At 40.2% G+C, this 16,834-nt stretch carries 12 protein-coding genes and 3 pseudogenes; all 15 read left to right on the forward strand.

The genetic code is table 11. From position 1 onward, the window contains the following. Positions 1–16 precede the first annotated feature (16 nt). Positions 17–79, forward strand: a pseudogene (locus tag PROCOU_RS19160) (hypothetical protein); the annotation flags it as partial. Positions 80–100: 21 nt separating this feature from the next. After that, positions 101–235, forward strand: coding sequence for a hypothetical protein (locus tag PROCOU_RS19165; RefSeq protein ID WP_425268378.1), 135 nt, complete (start codon positions 101–103; stop codon positions 233–235). 103 nt (positions 236–338) lie between these two features. After that, positions 339–917, forward strand: a complete 579-nt coding sequence (gene pgsA, locus PROCOU_RS00915; RefSeq protein WP_036069080.1) for a CDP-diacylglycerol--glycerol-3-phosphate 3-phosphatidyltransferase — start codon at positions 339–341, stop codon at positions 915–917. A 98-nt stretch (positions 918–1,015) separates the two neighbouring features. Further along, positions 1,016–2,279 (forward strand): annotated as a pseudogene (locus PROCOU_RS00920) (competence/damage-inducible protein A). 282 nt (positions 2,280–2,561) lie between these two features. Next, positions 2,562–3,608, forward strand: coding sequence for a recombinase RecA (recA, locus tag PROCOU_RS00925; RefSeq protein ID WP_036069081.1), 1,047 nt, complete (start codon positions 2,562–2,564; stop codon positions 3,606–3,608). Positions 3,609–3,867: 259 nt separating this feature from the next. Then, entirely contained in the window at positions 3,868–5,430 is a 1,563-nt protein-coding gene (rny, locus tag PROCOU_RS00930) for a ribonuclease Y (RefSeq protein WP_036069082.1), read from the forward strand. 126 nt (positions 5,431–5,556) lie between these two features. After that, a complete protein-coding gene (locus PROCOU_RS00935) occupies positions 5,557–6,054 on the forward strand; it encodes a GNAT family N-acetyltransferase (protein ID WP_036069083.1) in 498 nt (165 codons plus the stop codon). 63 nt (positions 6,055–6,117) lie between these two features. Further along, positions 6,118–6,918, forward strand: coding sequence for a TIGR00282 family metallophosphoesterase (locus PROCOU_RS00940; RefSeq protein ID WP_036069084.1), 801 nt, complete (start codon positions 6,118–6,120; stop codon positions 6,916–6,918). Between the two features lie 18 nt (positions 6,919–6,936). Further along, on the forward strand, positions 6,937–7,293 hold the full coding sequence (locus tag PROCOU_RS00945) for a YlbF/YmcA family competence regulator (RefSeq protein WP_036069086.1): 357 nt from the start codon (positions 6,937–6,939) through the stop codon (positions 7,291–7,293). Between the two features lie 138 nt (positions 7,294–7,431). Further along, a pseudogene (mutS, locus tag PROCOU_RS00950) lies at positions 7,432–10,030 on the forward strand (DNA mismatch repair protein MutS). 21 nt (positions 10,031–10,051) lie between these two features. Then, complete coding sequence (mutL, locus tag PROCOU_RS00955; protein WP_036069088.1) at positions 10,052–11,890, forward strand: DNA mismatch repair endonuclease MutL; 1,839 nt, start codon at positions 10,052–10,054, stop codon at positions 11,888–11,890. 21 nt (positions 11,891–11,911) lie between these two features. After that, positions 11,912–12,457 carry a glycerol-3-phosphate responsive antiterminator gene (locus tag PROCOU_RS00960; protein ID WP_036069089.1) on the forward strand — a complete coding sequence of 182 codons (546 nt, stop codon included), beginning with the start codon at positions 11,912–11,914 and terminating at the stop codon, positions 12,455–12,457. A gap of 12 nt (positions 12,458–12,469) precedes the next feature. After that, the gene (locus tag PROCOU_RS00965; protein WP_036069090.1) at positions 12,470–13,330 is read left to right on the forward strand and encodes a ribokinase; all 861 of its coding nucleotides are present in this window, start codon (positions 12,470–12,472) and stop codon (positions 13,328–13,330) included. A 385-nt stretch (positions 13,331–13,715) separates the two neighbouring features. Then, entirely contained in the window at positions 13,716–15,947 is a 2,232-nt protein-coding gene (gene pflB, locus PROCOU_RS00970; protein ID WP_036069092.1) for a formate C-acetyltransferase, read from the forward strand. A 100-nt stretch (positions 15,948–16,047) separates the two neighbouring features. Continuing rightward, positions 16,048–16,791, forward strand: a complete 744-nt coding sequence (pflA, locus tag PROCOU_RS00975; protein WP_036069093.1) for a pyruvate formate-lyase-activating protein — start codon at positions 16,048–16,050, stop codon at positions 16,789–16,791. The last annotated feature ends 43 nt before the right edge of the window (positions 16,792–16,834 follow it).

A 16,834-nucleotide genomic window follows, 5' to 3' on the forward strand; every position in this document is an offset into this window, starting at 1 on the left:
TCTCTTTGGTGGGATTATTGCAGATGGTGAAACAAAAACATTTGACCTGGCAAGCAGTAAGTCCGCTAATATAACTGTCGGGAATGCAGCGCCAGTAACGATGAAAATCAATAATCAAGCGGCGGAATTAGCTAAAGATTCTATTACACAGAAATTAACGATTAATCTTGCTAACAGTACAGATGCTGGAACAACCTCAGATTCTGACACAAGTGCAGACAGTAATGCCGAATAACTAATTTTTTAATGACAGCGTGACGATAAATGCTTATTGTGCATCAAGCATTCATTGCCACGCTGACTTATTACATATTTTTAAATGAAAAGGGGATGAAGAGATGAATTTACCTAATAAAATAACAGTGGCGCGCGTTATTTTGATACCAATTTTCGTGATATTATGTGTGGCTCCATTAGGGCTTGGAACGGTTACATGGCTCGATTCTAATATTCCAGTTGCCAATATCATCGCTGCAATTATTTTCATTGTAGCCGCATTAACAGACTGGTTTGATGGTCATTTAGCCCGAAAATATAATCTGATTACCAACTTTGGCAAATTTGCCGATCCACTGGCTGACAAATTATTAGTTGCTGCAGCTTTTATCATATTAGTTGAACAGCATATTGCGCCATCTTGGGTGATTATCATCATCATTAGCCGTGAATTTGCTGTAACTGGCTTACGTTTACTCCTTGTAGAAGGCGGTGAAGTCATGGCAGCCGGGCAATTAGGAAAAATTAAGACCTTCACTCAAATGATTGCAATTCCTTTGTTACTCCTTCACAATTGGCCGTTTGAATGGACCGGTATTCGTGTGGATCTTGTATTCCTATACGTTTGCGCCTTTTTCACGGTTTGGTCTGGCTGGGATTATTTCTACAAAAACAGAAATATTTTTAAAGGTTCCATGTAATATTAAAAACGACTTCTCACATTATGTGACAGGTCGTTTTTTCTTGTTTTTGGAATGAATTGTTGTAATATATAGAATATAGAAAGGGCGTGTTTCTTATGCGTAGTGCAGAAGTTATTGCAGTTGGAACCGAGCTATTACTTGGGCAAATCGTGAATTCCAATGCTGCTTTTATATCCAAAGAACTGGCCGAATGTGGTATCTATGTATACCATCATACCGTCGTCGGCGACAATCCCGAACGCTTGAAGAAAGTTATTGAAATCGCTGAGAATCGGAGTAACATCTTGATTTTCACGGGCGGTTTAGGCCCAACAGAAGATGATATAACGAAACAAATTCTCGCTGGCCACTTGGAAAAAGGCATTCTTTACGATAACAATCATCTAGCAAAAATAGAACAATTTTTTGCAGTAAGAAAAGATAAAATGTCTGAAAATAACAAGCGGCAAGCAGAAATTATTGAAGGTTCTCATGTTCTATCCAATGATTTTGGCTTTGCAGCAGGAATGTTACTTGAATCTAAGAAACACACGTACCTTTTACTTCCGGGTCCACCATCCGAAATGCAACCAATGTTCACAAAATATGCCAAGCCACTTCTACTAAAAAATAGTGACCACGAAATTATACTAGAATCCAAAATAATACGTTTTTTTTGGTATTGGTGAATCGAAATTAGCAGACGATTTAAGAGATTTGATTGCAGCTCAAGTGAATCCAACCATCGCAACGTATGCAGGAGAAAATGAAGTTACCATCCGACTTACAGCATCTGCCAAAACGCGAGAAGAAGCATTGCGCCTAATTGCCAGTACGGAAGAAGAGATTATCAAGCGAGATGGAGCTTACATATATGGCTCAGGAGACGTCACACTTGTCGATTTAGTAATCCAGCAGCTCATGGATGCTAATATGACTATATCAGCCGCAGAAAGCCTCACAGCTGGTTTATTTCAAGCAGAATTAGGTGGGACAACCGGCATCTCTAAAATTTTTAAAGGTGGTATGGTAACTTACAGTTCAGAAATGAAGCACGAATTGTTACACGTCTCCAAAGAAACAATCGAACAAGAAGGTGTTGTTAGCCAAGCTTGCGCGATTGAAATGGCTGATAATATTCGCAAATTATGTAAAACAGATATGGGTATTAGTTTCACTGGCGCTGCGGGTCCAGGTGAACTCGAAGGAAATCCAGTTGGGACTGTTTGGATTGGACTCAGTGTTGTTGGTAGTCCTACACTTGCCTATCGCTATACCTTCAGCCGTGACCGTAATTATAATCGTCGCCGAGCGGTAAAAGAAGGTTTTGCATTAATTAAAGCTTTTTTAGATGAGAAAAGCGACAAAAAAGTAAAATAAGGGATTTAAAAATAAGAAATCTAATACTAAAAAAAGGTTAGACGAATACCTGTGAAACGGCTATAATAAAGGCATAGTTAAGAATGGATAGTAGCGATGGCAGACCATAATAGCACACACTAAAAAAAAAACGCGAACAAATATTCGCTTTTTGCTTGTATATCTAAAAAAAAATAAGGTATAGTATCTATAGGCAGTAAAAACAGCCGGGAAATAGATGTACGGTAAATACTGTTTTTACATGAAAAATTAGATAGTATACAAAGACTAGGAGGCAATAATGTGAGTGATCGTCAAGCGGCCTTAGATCAGGCGTTAAAACAAATTGAGAAACAATTCGGTAAGGGTTCCATTATGAAGTTAGGAGAGCAATCCGACCATAATATTTCCACAATATCAAGTGGCTCATTAGCCCTCGATATTGCACTTGGAGTTGGTGGGTATCCACGCGGTAGAATCATCGAAGTTTACGGACCAGAAAGCTCTGGTAAAACAACCGTTGCTCTACATGCCATTGCAGAAGTACAGGCACAAGGTGGCACAGCAGCATTTATCGATGCCGAGCACGCACTAGATCCAGCATATGCCAAAAACCTTGGTGTAAATATTGATGAATTGCTACTATCACAACCAGATACTGGAGAGCAAGCATTAGAAATCGCAGAAGCGTTAGTTCGAAGTGGCGCTGTTGATATTTTAGTTGTCGACTCCGTAGCAGCGCTTGTACCACGTGCTGAAATTGAAGGTGAAATGGGAGACTCTCATGTCGGTTTACAAGCACGTCTGATGTCCCAAGCATTACGTAAACTATCAGGTGCCATTAATAAATCAAAAACAATCGCGATTTTCATTAACCAAATCCGTGAAAAAGTTGGTGTCATGTTCGGTAATCCTGAAATAACACCTGGTGGGCGCGCACTTAAGTTTTACTCTACCGTTCGTTTAGAAGTAAGACGTGCAGAGCAGCTAAAACAAGGTACGGATGTTATTGGTAACAAAACGAAAATTAAAGTCGTCAAAAACAAGGTAGCTCCTCCATTCCGTGTAGCTGAGGTCGATGTGATGTACGGCCAAGGTATCTCACGTGAAGGCGAACTTGTCGATATGGCATCCGAGATTGATGTAATCAATAAGAGCGGCTCATGGTATTCCTATAACGAGGAGCGCATTGGTCAAGGTCGTGAGAACGCGAAGCAATATCTGAAAGAACACCCAGAAATTCGTGATGAAATCTCAAAACGAGTTCGCCAAGAATATGAAATCGATGTGAATCCAAATATAACAGAGGATACATTACCGGAAGAAATCAATTTACTTGATGAAGATTAATGTTATAGGCCGTCCAAATGGGCGGCTTATCTTTTTCGGTAATTTTGCGATATTGAGATTGTATCTCGATTCATTGCGGACAACTCCAACAATCTGTTCCCGCTTACATCTTTCGCTTTTCTTGACAATACGTAGATTGACAGATAGAATTAGAGTGTATATTTTACATTTCAAAATGAAAAAATACACGCGTGTCAGGAACACTTCTGACAACCGACATAACCATTAAAAAGAATTGAATAGCAAAGGAGGTGTAAGGATGGAACTCGTAATCACAATCATCTCCAGCTTGCTTTTCTTGATCGTCGGTCTGGTTGTTGGTTCTCTGATTTATAAATCAAGCTCTGAGCGGAAGCTTGCCGCTGTTAGAGGAACCGCTGAATTAATCACGGAAGATGCTAAAAAAGAAGCAGAAACCTTGAAGAAAGAAGCATTACTTGAAGGAAAAGAAGAGAATCATAAGTTACGTACTGAAATCGAAAATGAACTTCGTGGGCGAAGAGGGGAATTACAAAAGTCAGAAAATCGCTTATTACAAAGGGAGGAAAACCTCGACAGAAAAGATACTTCTTTAAGTAAAAGGGAAGCAACTCTTGAAAGAAAAGAGGAGAGTATCAGTAAACGTCAACAACAAATTGAAGAAAAAGAAAGCAAAGTTGAAGAGATGACACAGAAACAACAAGTAGAGTTAGAAAGAATATCTGCCCTTACCAAAGATGAGGCTAAGAATGTTATTTTAAGCCAAGTAGAAGAGGAACTGTCACACGACACAGCAGTGATGGTAAAAGAATCTGAAACTCGTGCGAAGGAAGAAGCAGATAAGAAAGCTAAAAATATTCTTTCTCTAGCTATACAGCGTTCAGCCGCAGATCATGTTGCTGAAACGACAGTAAGCGTTGTAACTTTACCGAATGATGAGATGAAAGGTCGAATTATTGGTCGTGAAGGTCGCAATATTCGAACTCTAGAAACACTCACTGGTATTGATTTAATTATTGATGATACGCCAGAAGCAGTTATCCTTTCCGGATTCGATCCTGTTCGTCGCGAAATCGCGCGAATCGCTTTAGAAAAACTCGTACAAGATGGACGGATTCACCCAGCACGGATTGAAGAAATGGTCGATAAAGCTCGCAAAGAGGTTGACGAACATATTCGTGAGGTCGGAGAACAAGCAACATTCGAAGTTGGCATTCACTCAATACACCCGGATTTAATCAAGATTCTTGGTCGTTTGCGCTACCGTACAAGCTATGGACAGAACGTCTTGAATCATTCTCTGGAAGTTGCGAAATTAGCTGGAATTTTGGCTAGTGAGCTTGGAGAAGATGTAACAATGGCCAAGCGCGCTGGACTCCTTCATGATATCGGTAAAGCAATCGATCATGAGATTGAAGGAAGCCATGTCGAGATTGGCGTCGAGCTTGCCACGAAATACAAGGAAAATGATATCGTTATTAACAGCATCGCGTCCCACCATGGGGACACAGAGGCAACATCTGTTATTGCTGTTCTAGTCGCAGCAGCAGATGCACTATCAGCCGCTAGACCTGGCGCTCGTAGTGAAACATTAGAGAATTACATTCGTCGTTTAGAAAAATTAGAAGAGATTTCCGAGTCTTATGATGGTGTAGAAAAATCTTATGCTATTCAAGCCGGACGCGAAGTTCGTATTATTGTAGAACCTGATTCTATCGATGACTTAGCTTCCTACCGCCTGGCTCGAGACATTAGAAAGCGGATTGAAGAAGAACTTGAGTACCCTGGTCACATCAAAGTGACTGTTATCCGTGAGACGCGTGCTGTTGAGTATGCGAAGTAATCACACAACAAAAACGCAGTTCCGATTTGGAGCTGCGTTTTTGTTTCCTATAAAAAAGCAATTTCCTTGCGTAATCCCGAAAAACAGAGCTATAATATGCTGTAATCTAGTATGGGAGTTGGAGACATGCAAAACTGGGAAATCAGAAATTTTAAAAAAGAGAATTATGCTGATGTTGCTCGTATTTATCAAACGGGAATTGATGGGCGTAATGCGACGTTTCAAAAAATTGTACCAACATTTGAAGAGTGGAATCAGAAATATTTACATGACTGTCGTTTTGTCGTCGTTGAAGATGGTGTGACAATCGGCTGGGCCGCATTATTAGCCTTTTCAAAAATGCCTTCTTATCGTGGGGTCGCAGAACTCAGTATTTATATTGATCCAGAGGCTACTGGAAAAGGAATTGGGACAGCGCTTATGGCCCATATTGTGGAAGAAAGTGAGAAAGCTGGTTTTTGGACATTGCAATCACTAATTTTTCCTGAAAATGTGGCAAGTATTGCATTACACAATAAATTCGGATTTAAAACGCTTTGTGTTCATGAAAAACTAGGGGAAATGGACGGCATTTTTCGAGATGTGGCTCTTTTAGAAAGACGCAGTGCTATTGTTGGAAAATAGGACGGGCTTTTTGGCTCGTTTCACGCTATAATAGTGTACATATAGAGAGTGAGGAATTAGGTTATGGAATTATTATTTATCGGGGATGTTGTGGGGTCTATCGGTCGCGATATGATTACCGAGTATTTGCCACAGCTAAAGAAGGCTTACCGGCCCACAGTTACCATTATTAATGGTGAAAATGCAGCGGCTGGACGCGGGATTACAGAGAAAATTTATAAACAGTTTTTAGAGCAAGGAGCCAATGCGGTGACACTTGGTAACCATGCTTGGGATAATCGAGATATTTTTGAATTTATCGATGATGCGAAATATTTGGTACGACCTGCGAATTTCCCGGAAGAAACGACACCAGGGACTGGACTCGTATTTATTAAGAGCAACATGTTGGAAGTTGCGGTTATTAACATGCAAGGTCGTGTGTTCATGTCCGACTTAGATGATCCGTTCCGCAAAATGGACGAATTAATTGAGGTAGCTTCGAAACGGACAAATATTATTTTTGTCGATTTTCACGCAGAGACAACGAGTGAGAAGCAAGCGATGGGCTGGTATGTAGATGGCCGTGTGACAGCGATTGTTGGGACACATACGCATGTACAAACGTCAGATAATCGGATTTTGCCACAAGGAACCGCTTATTTAACAGATGTTGGAATGACTGGGCCTTATGATGGTATTCTTGGCATGGATAAAGAGGCGAGTTTACGACGTTTCTTGACTGCTATGCCTTCTCGCTTCGAGGTGCCTAAAAATGGTCGCTCTGTTTTATCAGGTTGCCTGATCAGTATTAACGATACGACTGGACGCGCTAGCAAAATTGAGCGGATTTTGATTAATGAGGATCATCCATTCACGTCTTAATGAAGGAGGTGTCACACATTGACTTATCAAAAAGAAGCAATAATCGCCAAAGCGCATGAATTGAAAGTAGCTCTTCAAGCAACGGAAGCTGTTACATTTTATCGTGCAGCTGAAGCGAAAATCAATACGAACCAAAAAGTTACCACGAAAGTGCGTGATATCAAAAAGTTACAGAAAGAAGCAGTCAATTTAGAGCATTATCAAAAGTTTGGCGCGGTGAAGCAAACCGAAGACAACATCGATGCGTTAACAGCTGAAATAGATCATTTGCCGATTGTGCAGGAATTCAGACGCTCTCAGGCAGAAGCAAATGATTTATTGCAAAGTATTACACGGCAGATAAGCTACAAGGTGACTTCGGAAATACGGAAATAAGATTTGGACGATGCATATGCTTCAATAGCTGCATCGTTTTTTCGTGCAAAATTGGGCTTTTCTTCATGATTTGACTTCCTTATGATATAATAATGAGACAAAATAACTTTTAAACAAAGAGAAAAAGGGTTGATTGGAATGGCAGTAGAAGCGACGCCGATGATGAAGCAGTATTTAGCAATTAAGGAAAATTATAAAGACGCATTTCTGTTTTTCCGATTAGGAGATTTCTATGAGATGTTTTTTGAAGATGCGATTCAAGCGTCACAAATTTTAGAAATAACACTGACCGCTCGGGCGAGTAATTCGGATAATCCAATTCCAATGTGTGGTGTACCTTACCATTCGGCAGCAGGTTATATTGATACGTTGATTGACAAAGGTTATAAAGTGGCAATTTGTGAACAGGTCGAGGACGCCAAATTGGCAAAAGGGATGGTAAAACGTGAAGTCGTGCAGCTGATTTCCCCTGGAACGATGATGGAAGCGAAGGGTTTAAAAGAGAAAGAGAACAATTTTATTGTGGCGGTTTTTCAACATGAGGAGAAAGAGTATGGCTTTGCTTATTGTGATCTTTCAACAGGCGAGCTAAAATCAACCGTACTTGCGATGGGCGAGGATCGTCTGATTAATGAGTTGACCACGTTATCCGCAAAGGAAATGGTTGTGGGAATTGAGTTCAGCGAAGCGTTTCCAGAGGCTGTTCGTGAACAGCTAGGACTTTTTATTTCGTATGAAAATAACAATGAGCTACCAGATGGATATGAGAGCTTAGTGACGAATACGATTCACCCGATTGAGAAAAAAGCAATTGCAAAGTTATTAAATTACTTTATTGACACGCAAAAAAGAGATTTATCGCATTTGCAAAAAACGGTACATTATGAGACAAGTCAGTATATGAAAATGGATTATTATTCAAAGCGGAATTTAGAGTTGTCAGAATCCATTCGCGGAAAAGGCAAGCAAGGCACTTTATTATGGTTGCTGGATCAGACGAAAACTGCGATGGGTGGCCGTTTGTTGAAGCAATGGATTGACAGACCGCTCATTCACTTGAATCAAATTGAGGCGCGGCAGCAAGATGTTACTAGCTTTATTAATCATTACTTTGAGCGTATGGAACTGATGGAGTTGCTGAAACAGGTGTATGATTTGGAGCGTTTGGCTGGACGTGTAGCCTACGGAAACGTGAATGCACGAGATTTGATTCAGTTGAAAAACTCATTGTACCAGGTACCACTTGTGAAGGAAACACTAAAAGCGATGAATCAGCCGAACTTGACGCGGATTATCGAGGAAGTTGATCCATGTGATACACTTGCTGATGTGCTAGAGCGTGCGATTAACGAGTCACCACCGATTTCAATTCGTGAAGGCGGAATTATTAAGGATGGCTACAACGCAGAGTTGGATACATATCGTGATGCCAGTCGCAACGGAAAAACCTGGATTGCAGAATTGGAACGCCAAGAACGCGAACTCACTGGTATTAAATCATTAAAAGTCGGCTTTAACCGCGTATTTGGTTATTATATCGAAGTCACGAAAGCGAACATCGCAGCGTTGCCTGAAAATCGATACGAGCGAAAACAGACATTAACGAACGCAGAACGTTATATCACACCTGATTTAAAGGAAAAAGAACGCCTAATTTTGGATGCAGAAGAAAAAAGCATTGAACTAGAATACTCACTTTTCATTGCGGTACGTGAAACAGTAAAGGAATACATTGAGCGATTACAACATTTAGCGAAGGTTATTAGTGAGATTGATTGCTTACAAAGCTTTGCGAATATTAGTGAGAACAATCATTTTGTGAAACCGATAATGAATAAGACTGGACATTTAGAGATTATTCAAGGACGCCATCCTGTAGTGGAAAAAGTGATGGGTGCCCAGAGCTACGTAGCGAACGATTGTGTGATGAATGAATCACGTGGCATATTATTGATAACTGGACCAAATATGTCTGGTAAAAGCACGTATATGCGCCAAATTGCGCTTACTGCGATTATGGCACAGATTGGGTGTTATATTCCGGCAGAGCAGGCGACATTGCCCGTTTTCGATCAAATTTTTTACGAGGATTGGTGCAGCAGATGATTTAATTGCTGGGCAGAGCACATTTATGGTGGAAATGCTGGAGGCGCGCAATGCGATTGTGAATGCAACCGCAGATAGTCTCATTCTTTTTGACGAGATTGGGCGTGGAACAGCAACATATGACGGCATGGCATTAGCTCAAGCAATCATTGAATACATTCACGAGGAAGTTCACGCCAAAACCTTGTTTTCAACGCATTATCACGAATTAACGATTTTAGACGAGACGTTGCCACATATGCATAATATTCATGTTAGTGCGGTGGAAGAGGATGGAAAAGTCGTGTTTCTTCATAAAATTGAGGATGGCCCCGCGGATAAAAGCTACGGGATTCACGTCGCAGAGCTTGCCAACCTTCCGCAAAAATTGATTGGACGAGCGCGTCATATTTTAGAGCAGTTGGAGAGTTCGGAAGATAAAATTATCGTACCTGAAGAAGCTGTGGCTGTCGATGTGCCTGAGACGCATGAAGAAGTCCAGTTATCAATGTTTCCAATTGAGGAAAAAACAGTGCGCACAAAGCAAGAGCAGTCCTTGATTAAACTAATTAAAAATATCGATTTGATGCATATGACGCCGATGGACGCGATGGCAACACTCTATGAATTACAGAAAAAAGCGAAACTATAAGGAAAGAAAGGTGAACATAAAATGGCTCACATTATCGAATTGACCGATGCTTTATCGAATAAAATCGCGGCTGGTGAAGTGGTAGAACGCCCTGCTTCGGTTGTGAAAGAGCTTGTTGAAAACGCCATTGACGCTAAAAGTACAGTGATTGATGTACTTGTGGAAGAAGGTGGATTGAATAAGATTACAATTATTGATAATGGGGTCGGAATTCGCGCAGAAGAAGTTTCGGTCGCTTTTAAACGCCATGCTACGAGTAAAATTAAGAATGAACACGACTTATTTCGTGTGCATACGCTAGGTTTCCGCGGGGAGGCTTTACCGAGTATTGCTTCGGTCTCATTTTTGGAGATGACAACGGCAACCGGTGATGGTGCAGGTACAAAGATTGTTGTAGAGGGTGGAAATGAGGTCGAAAAACATAGTGCTCAGGCTAGAAAAGGAACGGAAATTCAAGTTTCCAATCTATTTTTCAATACACCAGCACGCCTAAAATATTTAAAAAGTTTGCATACAGAGCTTGGTAATATTACAGATATTATGAACCGCTTAGCTTTATCACATCCAGAGATTAGCTTTCGTTTCTCTCATAACGGGAAAAGTCTACTAAAAACGAATGGGAATGGCGATTTACAACAGGTGATGGCTTCGATTTATGGATTGGCAGTCGCAAAAAAAATGATTCCAATCCAAGCAGAGTCCCTAGATTTCAAACTATCTGGTTATGCTGCACTACCTGAGGTTAATCGCTCTAATCGCAACTATATTTCAACAATCGTGAATGGGCGGTTCATTAAAAATTATGCACTTGTTCGTGCAATTCAAGATGGTTACCATACGCTACTTCCAATTGGACGCTTTCCAATTTTAGTTTTGCAAATTGAGATGGATCCACTTATTGTTGATGTGAACGTGCATCCTGCCAAATTGGAAGTTCGGCTTAGCAAGGAAGCTGAGTTGGGACAGTTCATTGCTAACACGCTTAAAGCAGCTTTTCATAAAGAGCAACTAATCCCTGATGCTACGCCTTCCAAAAAGCAGAAAATAGCGTCAGAACAGTTGGCAATAAATTTTGATAAGGAAGAAGAAAAAGCGGATACGCCAAAGCCGCTTACACCTCCTACCTATACGTATCAACCTAGCCAATCCACAGCACCAAAAGCACCTACTGAGTTGCCAACGAGTGATGCATTACCGAATGAACCACCACTTTTTATTAATGAAGATTTAGTGGAATATGATACATCTCAAACTACAGAAGAAATCGAGCCAAAAGAACGGATGCCAAAAATGTATCCTGTTGGTCAAGTTCATGCAACTTATATCGTTGCGCAAAATGAGACTGGGATGTATTTGATTGATCAACACGCAGCGCAAGAACGGATTAAATACGAGTTTTATCGAGAAAAAATTGGGGAAGTCGATCGAGAGTTGCAACAGTTACTCGTTCCGATTGTCCTAGATTTTTCAACGGATGAATTTATTAAACTACGCGATCAGAAAGCAAAATTAGAAGAGGTAGGTGTTTTTCTTGAGAACTTTGGGCAAAATAGCTTTATTATTCGAGAACATCCGACATGGCTTCCTAAAGGTGAAGAAGAGAGCACATTGCGCGACATTTTAGATGAAGCGCTCACGAAACCACAAGTGAGTATTCATAAATTGCGTGAAGATGCGGCAATCATGATGAGTTGTAAGAAATCGATTAAAGCGAATCACTATTTGACGCAAGCTGATATGGAACAATTACTCGATACGTTACGCGATGCAAGCGATCCTTTCACATGCCCGCACGGTCGCCCCGTAATCATTTCATATTCAACCTATGAACTCGAAAAAATGTTTAAACGTATTATGTAAAATTTTAAGGGAGAGAATGAAATGTCGTTTAATGGTCAAACTGTCATACCTGCCGCGCATAATCATCGGGATGTTGAGAAAATTCTCAGCTTAGATGCGGAATACATGGTGATGTTGGAAACACAGGTGGGGCAACTAAAATCACTCGTAAATTTGGCTGCTTCTGGTGGTAAAAAAGTACTTTTACATGCTGATTTAATCCACGGTTTAAAAAATGATGAATATGCGGTGGACTTCTTATGTCAAGATGTTCGCCCAGCTGGTATTATTTCGACAAGAGGGAACGTTATTTTAAAAGCGAAACAGCAAAAAGTACTAGCGATTCAGCGGTTGTTTATGTTAGATTCGAGTGCATTTACGAAAGGAACGGCGCTTGTTCAAAAAATAAAACCGGATTATATTGAATTATTACCCGGAATTTTGCCTACGATGGTAGAACAGATGACGGAACTACTTCATATCCCGGTCATCGCGGGTGGTTTGATTACGACGCAAAAGCAAGTCGATGAAATTCTAACAGCAAAAGCAACGGCTATCACGACATCTCAAAAATCACTTTGGAAATGAGGGATTCGCAAGATGGGAAAGATTGTTGTTATTGGAAGTATTAATATGGATATTACGACAGAATTAGCCGAGATGCCAAATATTGGCGAGACAGTGAAAGGGCAGGACGCATTGATTTCGCCTGGTGGCAAGGGGGCTAATCAAGCAGTGGCTGCTGCGAAACTTGGTGGTGATGTCGTGATGGTTGGTATGATTGGAAATGATGCATTTGGCGCAGATGCTTTAGCTAATCTCAATTCATTCTGCATTGACGTGACGCACATTCGGAGTGTAGATTTAACGACGGGCTTGGCGGTGATTTTACGGGAACATGGGGACAATCGGATTATTGTTGCTCCAGGTGCGAATAACGAATGGCCGGATGATTTGCAGTTAGAGAAGATTATTACTGATGCAGCGATTGTGTTGTTACAAAATGAGATTCCATTTTCGATTATTGAAAAGGCTGTAGATATTGCGCTAAGATTTGGTATACCAACTGTATTTGATCCTGCTCCTGTAGATTATTTTCCGGTTTCCTTTTTGCGAAAGATTACGTATTTGACACCAAATGAGACGGAGTTTAAACAGCTCCCAAACGATATTTTAGGTGGACATACGAAAGCCGTTCTTATGACTCGAGGGAAGGAGGGGGTTCGTATTTATGAGTATAACGAATCCAAGGATATACCTGCAATCGATGTAGATGTTAAAGATTCTACCGGAGCCGGAGACACATTTAACGGCGCCTTTGCTTTTGCTCTATCAAAAGGGGTGCTATTACATGAAGCTGTCCATTTTGCAAACCAAGCTGCTGCACAAAGTACTACAAAAATTGGCGCTCAAACTGGAATGCCTCATTTAGAAGATATAGAAGCTGATCTCGAAAAATAGAGGTTAGTTTTTTATTTGAAACAGATATATATAAAACTAGATGTAGCAACGCTTTTAATTTTAATACAGTAAAACAAGAAAAAATCTGTACCATAACAGTAATACTGTTTTTGAGTAGTACAGGAATATTAAAATGTTTCAACTAAATTATTTTATACTTATTCGCCAGGCATAGCAGTTCAATAAATTATGTGATATCAATCACTTATGGCTATTAAGACGATGAAAACACTTTAAGTCAAGTGGATAGTAACAAAATTTATATGTGAAAACTGTAGCATTATTTTTATTTTATGGTATGATAACAGTATAGAAGTTACTCGTGGTAACTTTGCTCAATTTTTAACGCTCATAAATGAACAATGAAACGTAGGAGGTTTCCGTGATGAAGGAACAATGGTTTGAATTTACTGGTGGTAATTGGGAAAATGAAATTGACGTAAGAGACTTTATTATGAAGAACTACAGATTGTATGAAGGGGATGACACTTTCCTAGTAGGTCCTACAGCTGCAACATCACAATTATGGGATCAAGTAATGGATTTAACGAAGCAAGAGCGGGAAAATGGTGGCGTGCTGGATATGGATACAAAAATCGTATCGACTATCACATCACATAATCCTGGATACTTAAACAAAGATTTAGAAACAGTGGTAGGGGTACAAACGGACATACCCTTCAAGCGCGCATTACAACCATTTGGTGGAATACGCATGGCAGAGCTTGCATGTGAAGCTTATGGTTATGAAGTAGACAAAGAAATTTCGAGCATTTTCAGAGATTGGCGCAAAACACATAACCAAGGCGTTTTTGACGCTTATAATGATGAAATGCGTGCCGCACGTAAATCAGGTGTTATTACAGGTCTTCCAGATGCATACGGACGCGGTCGCATCATTGGTGATTATCGTCGTGTTGCTTTATACGGTGTGGATCGCTTAATTGAAGACAAAAAAGCTGATTTAAAAAACACAGGCCTCCGCACAATGAGCGATGATATTATCCGTTTGCGTGAAGAATTGAACGAACAGATACGTGCGCTTGCTGAATTAAAACAACTAGGTGCCTCACATGGTTTTGATATTTCACAACCAGCTACAACAGCGCAAGAAGCTTTCCAATGGCTATACTTTGGTTACCTTGCAGCAATCAAAGAGCAGAATGGTGCAGCGATGAGTTTAGGCCGTACATCTACATTCCTTGATATTTTTGTAGAACGCGACCTTCGCAACGGCACAATCACAGAAGCCGAAGCACAAGAAATCGTGGATCATTTTATTATGAAACTACGCCTTGTAAAATTTGCTCGTACACCTGATTACAACGAATTGTTCTCTGGAGACCCAACTTGGGTTACAGAATCAATCGGTGGAATTTCAGAAGATGGTTTGCCACTAGTAACAAAGAATTCCTTCCGTTTCTTGCATACATTAAATAATCTTGGACCAGCTCCTGAACCAAATCTAACCGTGCTCTGGTCAACACAACTACCAGCAGGATTCAAGAAATTCTGCGCTAAAATGTCTATCAAAACAAGTGCTATTCAATATGAAAATGATGATGTAATGCGCCCTAAATGGGGAGATGACTATGGGATTGCGTGCTGTGTCTCCGCAATGCGTATCGGTAAACAAATGCAATTTTTCGGCGCACGTGCCAACCTTGCTAAAACATTACTTTATGCAATTAATGGTGGGGTGGATGAAAAATCAAAAGTACAAGTTGGTCCAGCTTTCCAACCAATTACTTCCGAAGTATTAGATTACGAAGAAGTAATGGTTAAATTTGATGAAATGATGGAATGGATTGCAGAATTGTATCTAAATACTTTAAACGTTATCCACTACATGCACGATAAATATTCATATGAACGCTTAGAAATGGCACTTCATGACACACACGTATTACGTACTATGGCAACTGGTATTGCTGGACTTTCTGTTGCGACCGACTCGCTAAGCGCTATCAAACATGCCCAAGTTAAACCAATCCGTGACGAAAATGGAATCGCTGTTGATTTCGAAATTATCGGCGACTATCCTAAATATGGAAACAACGATGACCGTGTAGATGAAATCGCAGTAGATCTTTTGAAATCATTTATGACAAAAGTAAGGAAACATAAAACATATCGCGATTCTGTTCATACAACATCTGTTCTTACTATCACATCTAATGTAGTTTACGGTAAGAAAACTGGTAACACACCAGACGGACGTCGTGCTGGCGAACCGTTTGCACCAGGGGCAAATCCAATGCATGGTCGTGATACAAAAGGCGCGCTAGCATCTCTATCATCCGTTGCAAAACTTCCATACGAATATGGACAAGACGGTATATCAAATACATTCTCCATCGTTCCAAAAGCGCTAGGACGTGAAGATGATTCACAAATTAATAACCTTGTAGCAATGCTCGATGGTTATTCCACAAAAATGGGGCACCATTTAAATATTAACGTCTTCAACCGCGACACATTACTTGATGCGATGGATCACCCGGAAGAATATCCACAACTAACCATTCGCGTATCTGGTTATGCCGTTAACTTTATCAAATTAACACGCGAGCAGCAGTTGGATGTTATACACCGTACAATGCACGAATCTATGTAATCATTTCTCAAACTGAGAAAGAAAAAGCATGAGACTTTAGGGATTGTGATAAGCAATCCCTATCTGTTGTAAATTTATCACCTGAAAGGAAGAGAGTCAGATGTCTGAAGTTATTGGTCGTGTTCATTCCGTAGAAACAATGGGGACTGTGGATGGTCCTGGTATTCGTTTTATTGTTTTTATGCAAGGCTGCTTATTGCGTTGCCAATTTTGCCATAATCCGGATACATGGAAGATTGGAATCGGGGAGGAAAGAACTGCTCAGGATGTTTTTGAGGAAGCTTATAAATACAAAGCTTTCATGGATGCTTCAGATGGTGGGATTACAGTTAGCGGAGGAGAACCCTTGCTACAAGTAGATTTTCTGATTGAACTATTCACCCTTTGTAAAAAAGCTGGAATCCATACAACGATTGATTCTTGTGGTGGTTGCTTTACAAGAGATCCTGAATTCATTGAAAAACTAGGTCGCTTAATGGAAGTAACAGATTTAATTTTACTCGATATTAAACAAATTAATCCAGAGAAACACTTAAAATTAACCACACGTTCAAATGCACCAATTCTTGATTTCGCACAGTATCTTGCTGATAAGGGACAGCCAATTTGGATTCGTCATGTACTCATCCCTACAAAAACGGATGATCCTGATGATTTGACTAAGTTGCACGAATTTATTACAACACTATCAAATGTTCAACGCGTGGAAGTATTACCTTATCATACGATGGGTGTATACAAGTGGGAGAATCTTGGTATTCGATATCCACTAGAAGGTATCAAGGCACCAGAAGATGAGGTTGTAAAAATGGCCAACACTATTTTAGAAACACAAAAATATTAATTAGTATGTTGAGCGCAAATAACATTTTGCGCTTTTTTTATTG

It is taken from the genome of Listeria rocourtiae FSL F6-920 (assembly GCF_000525975.1).
Lineage (GTDB): Bacteria > Bacillota > Bacilli > Lactobacillales > Listeriaceae > Listeria_A > Listeria_A rocourtiae.

Bases quoted from the DNA above. Each gene is read 5' to 3' on its own strand.
- PROCOU_RS19165 (WP_425268378.1), top strand. From the start codon at position 101: ATGAAAATCAATAATCAAGCGGCGGAATTAGCTAAAGATTCTATTACA.
- pgsA (WP_036069080.1), top strand. From the start codon at position 339: ATGAATTTACCTAATAAAATAACAGTGGCGCGCGTTATTTTGATACCA.
- rny (WP_036069082.1), top strand. From the start codon at position 3,868: ATGGAACTCGTAATCACAATCATCTCCAGCTTGCTTTTCTTGATCGTC.
- PROCOU_RS00935 (WP_036069083.1), top strand. From the start codon at position 5,557: ATGCAAAACTGGGAAATCAGAAATTTTAAAAAAGAGAATTATGCTGAT.
- PROCOU_RS00940 (WP_036069084.1), top strand. From the start codon at position 6,118: ATGGAATTATTATTTATCGGGGATGTTGTGGGGTCTATCGGTCGCGAT.
- mutL (WP_036069088.1), top strand. From the start codon at position 10,052: ATGGCTCACATTATCGAATTGACCGATGCTTTATCGAATAAAATCGCG.
- PROCOU_RS00960 (WP_036069089.1), top strand. From the start codon at position 11,912: ATGTCGTTTAATGGTCAAACTGTCATACCTGCCGCGCATAATCATCGG.
- PROCOU_RS00965 (WP_036069090.1), top strand. From the start codon at position 12,470: ATGGGAAAGATTGTTGTTATTGGAAGTATTAATATGGATATTACGACA.
- pflB (WP_036069092.1), top strand. From the start codon at position 13,716: ATGAAGGAACAATGGTTTGAATTTACTGGTGGTAATTGGGAAAATGAA.
- pflA (WP_036069093.1), top strand. From the start codon at position 16,048: ATGTCTGAAGTTATTGGTCGTGTTCATTCCGTAGAAACAATGGGGACT.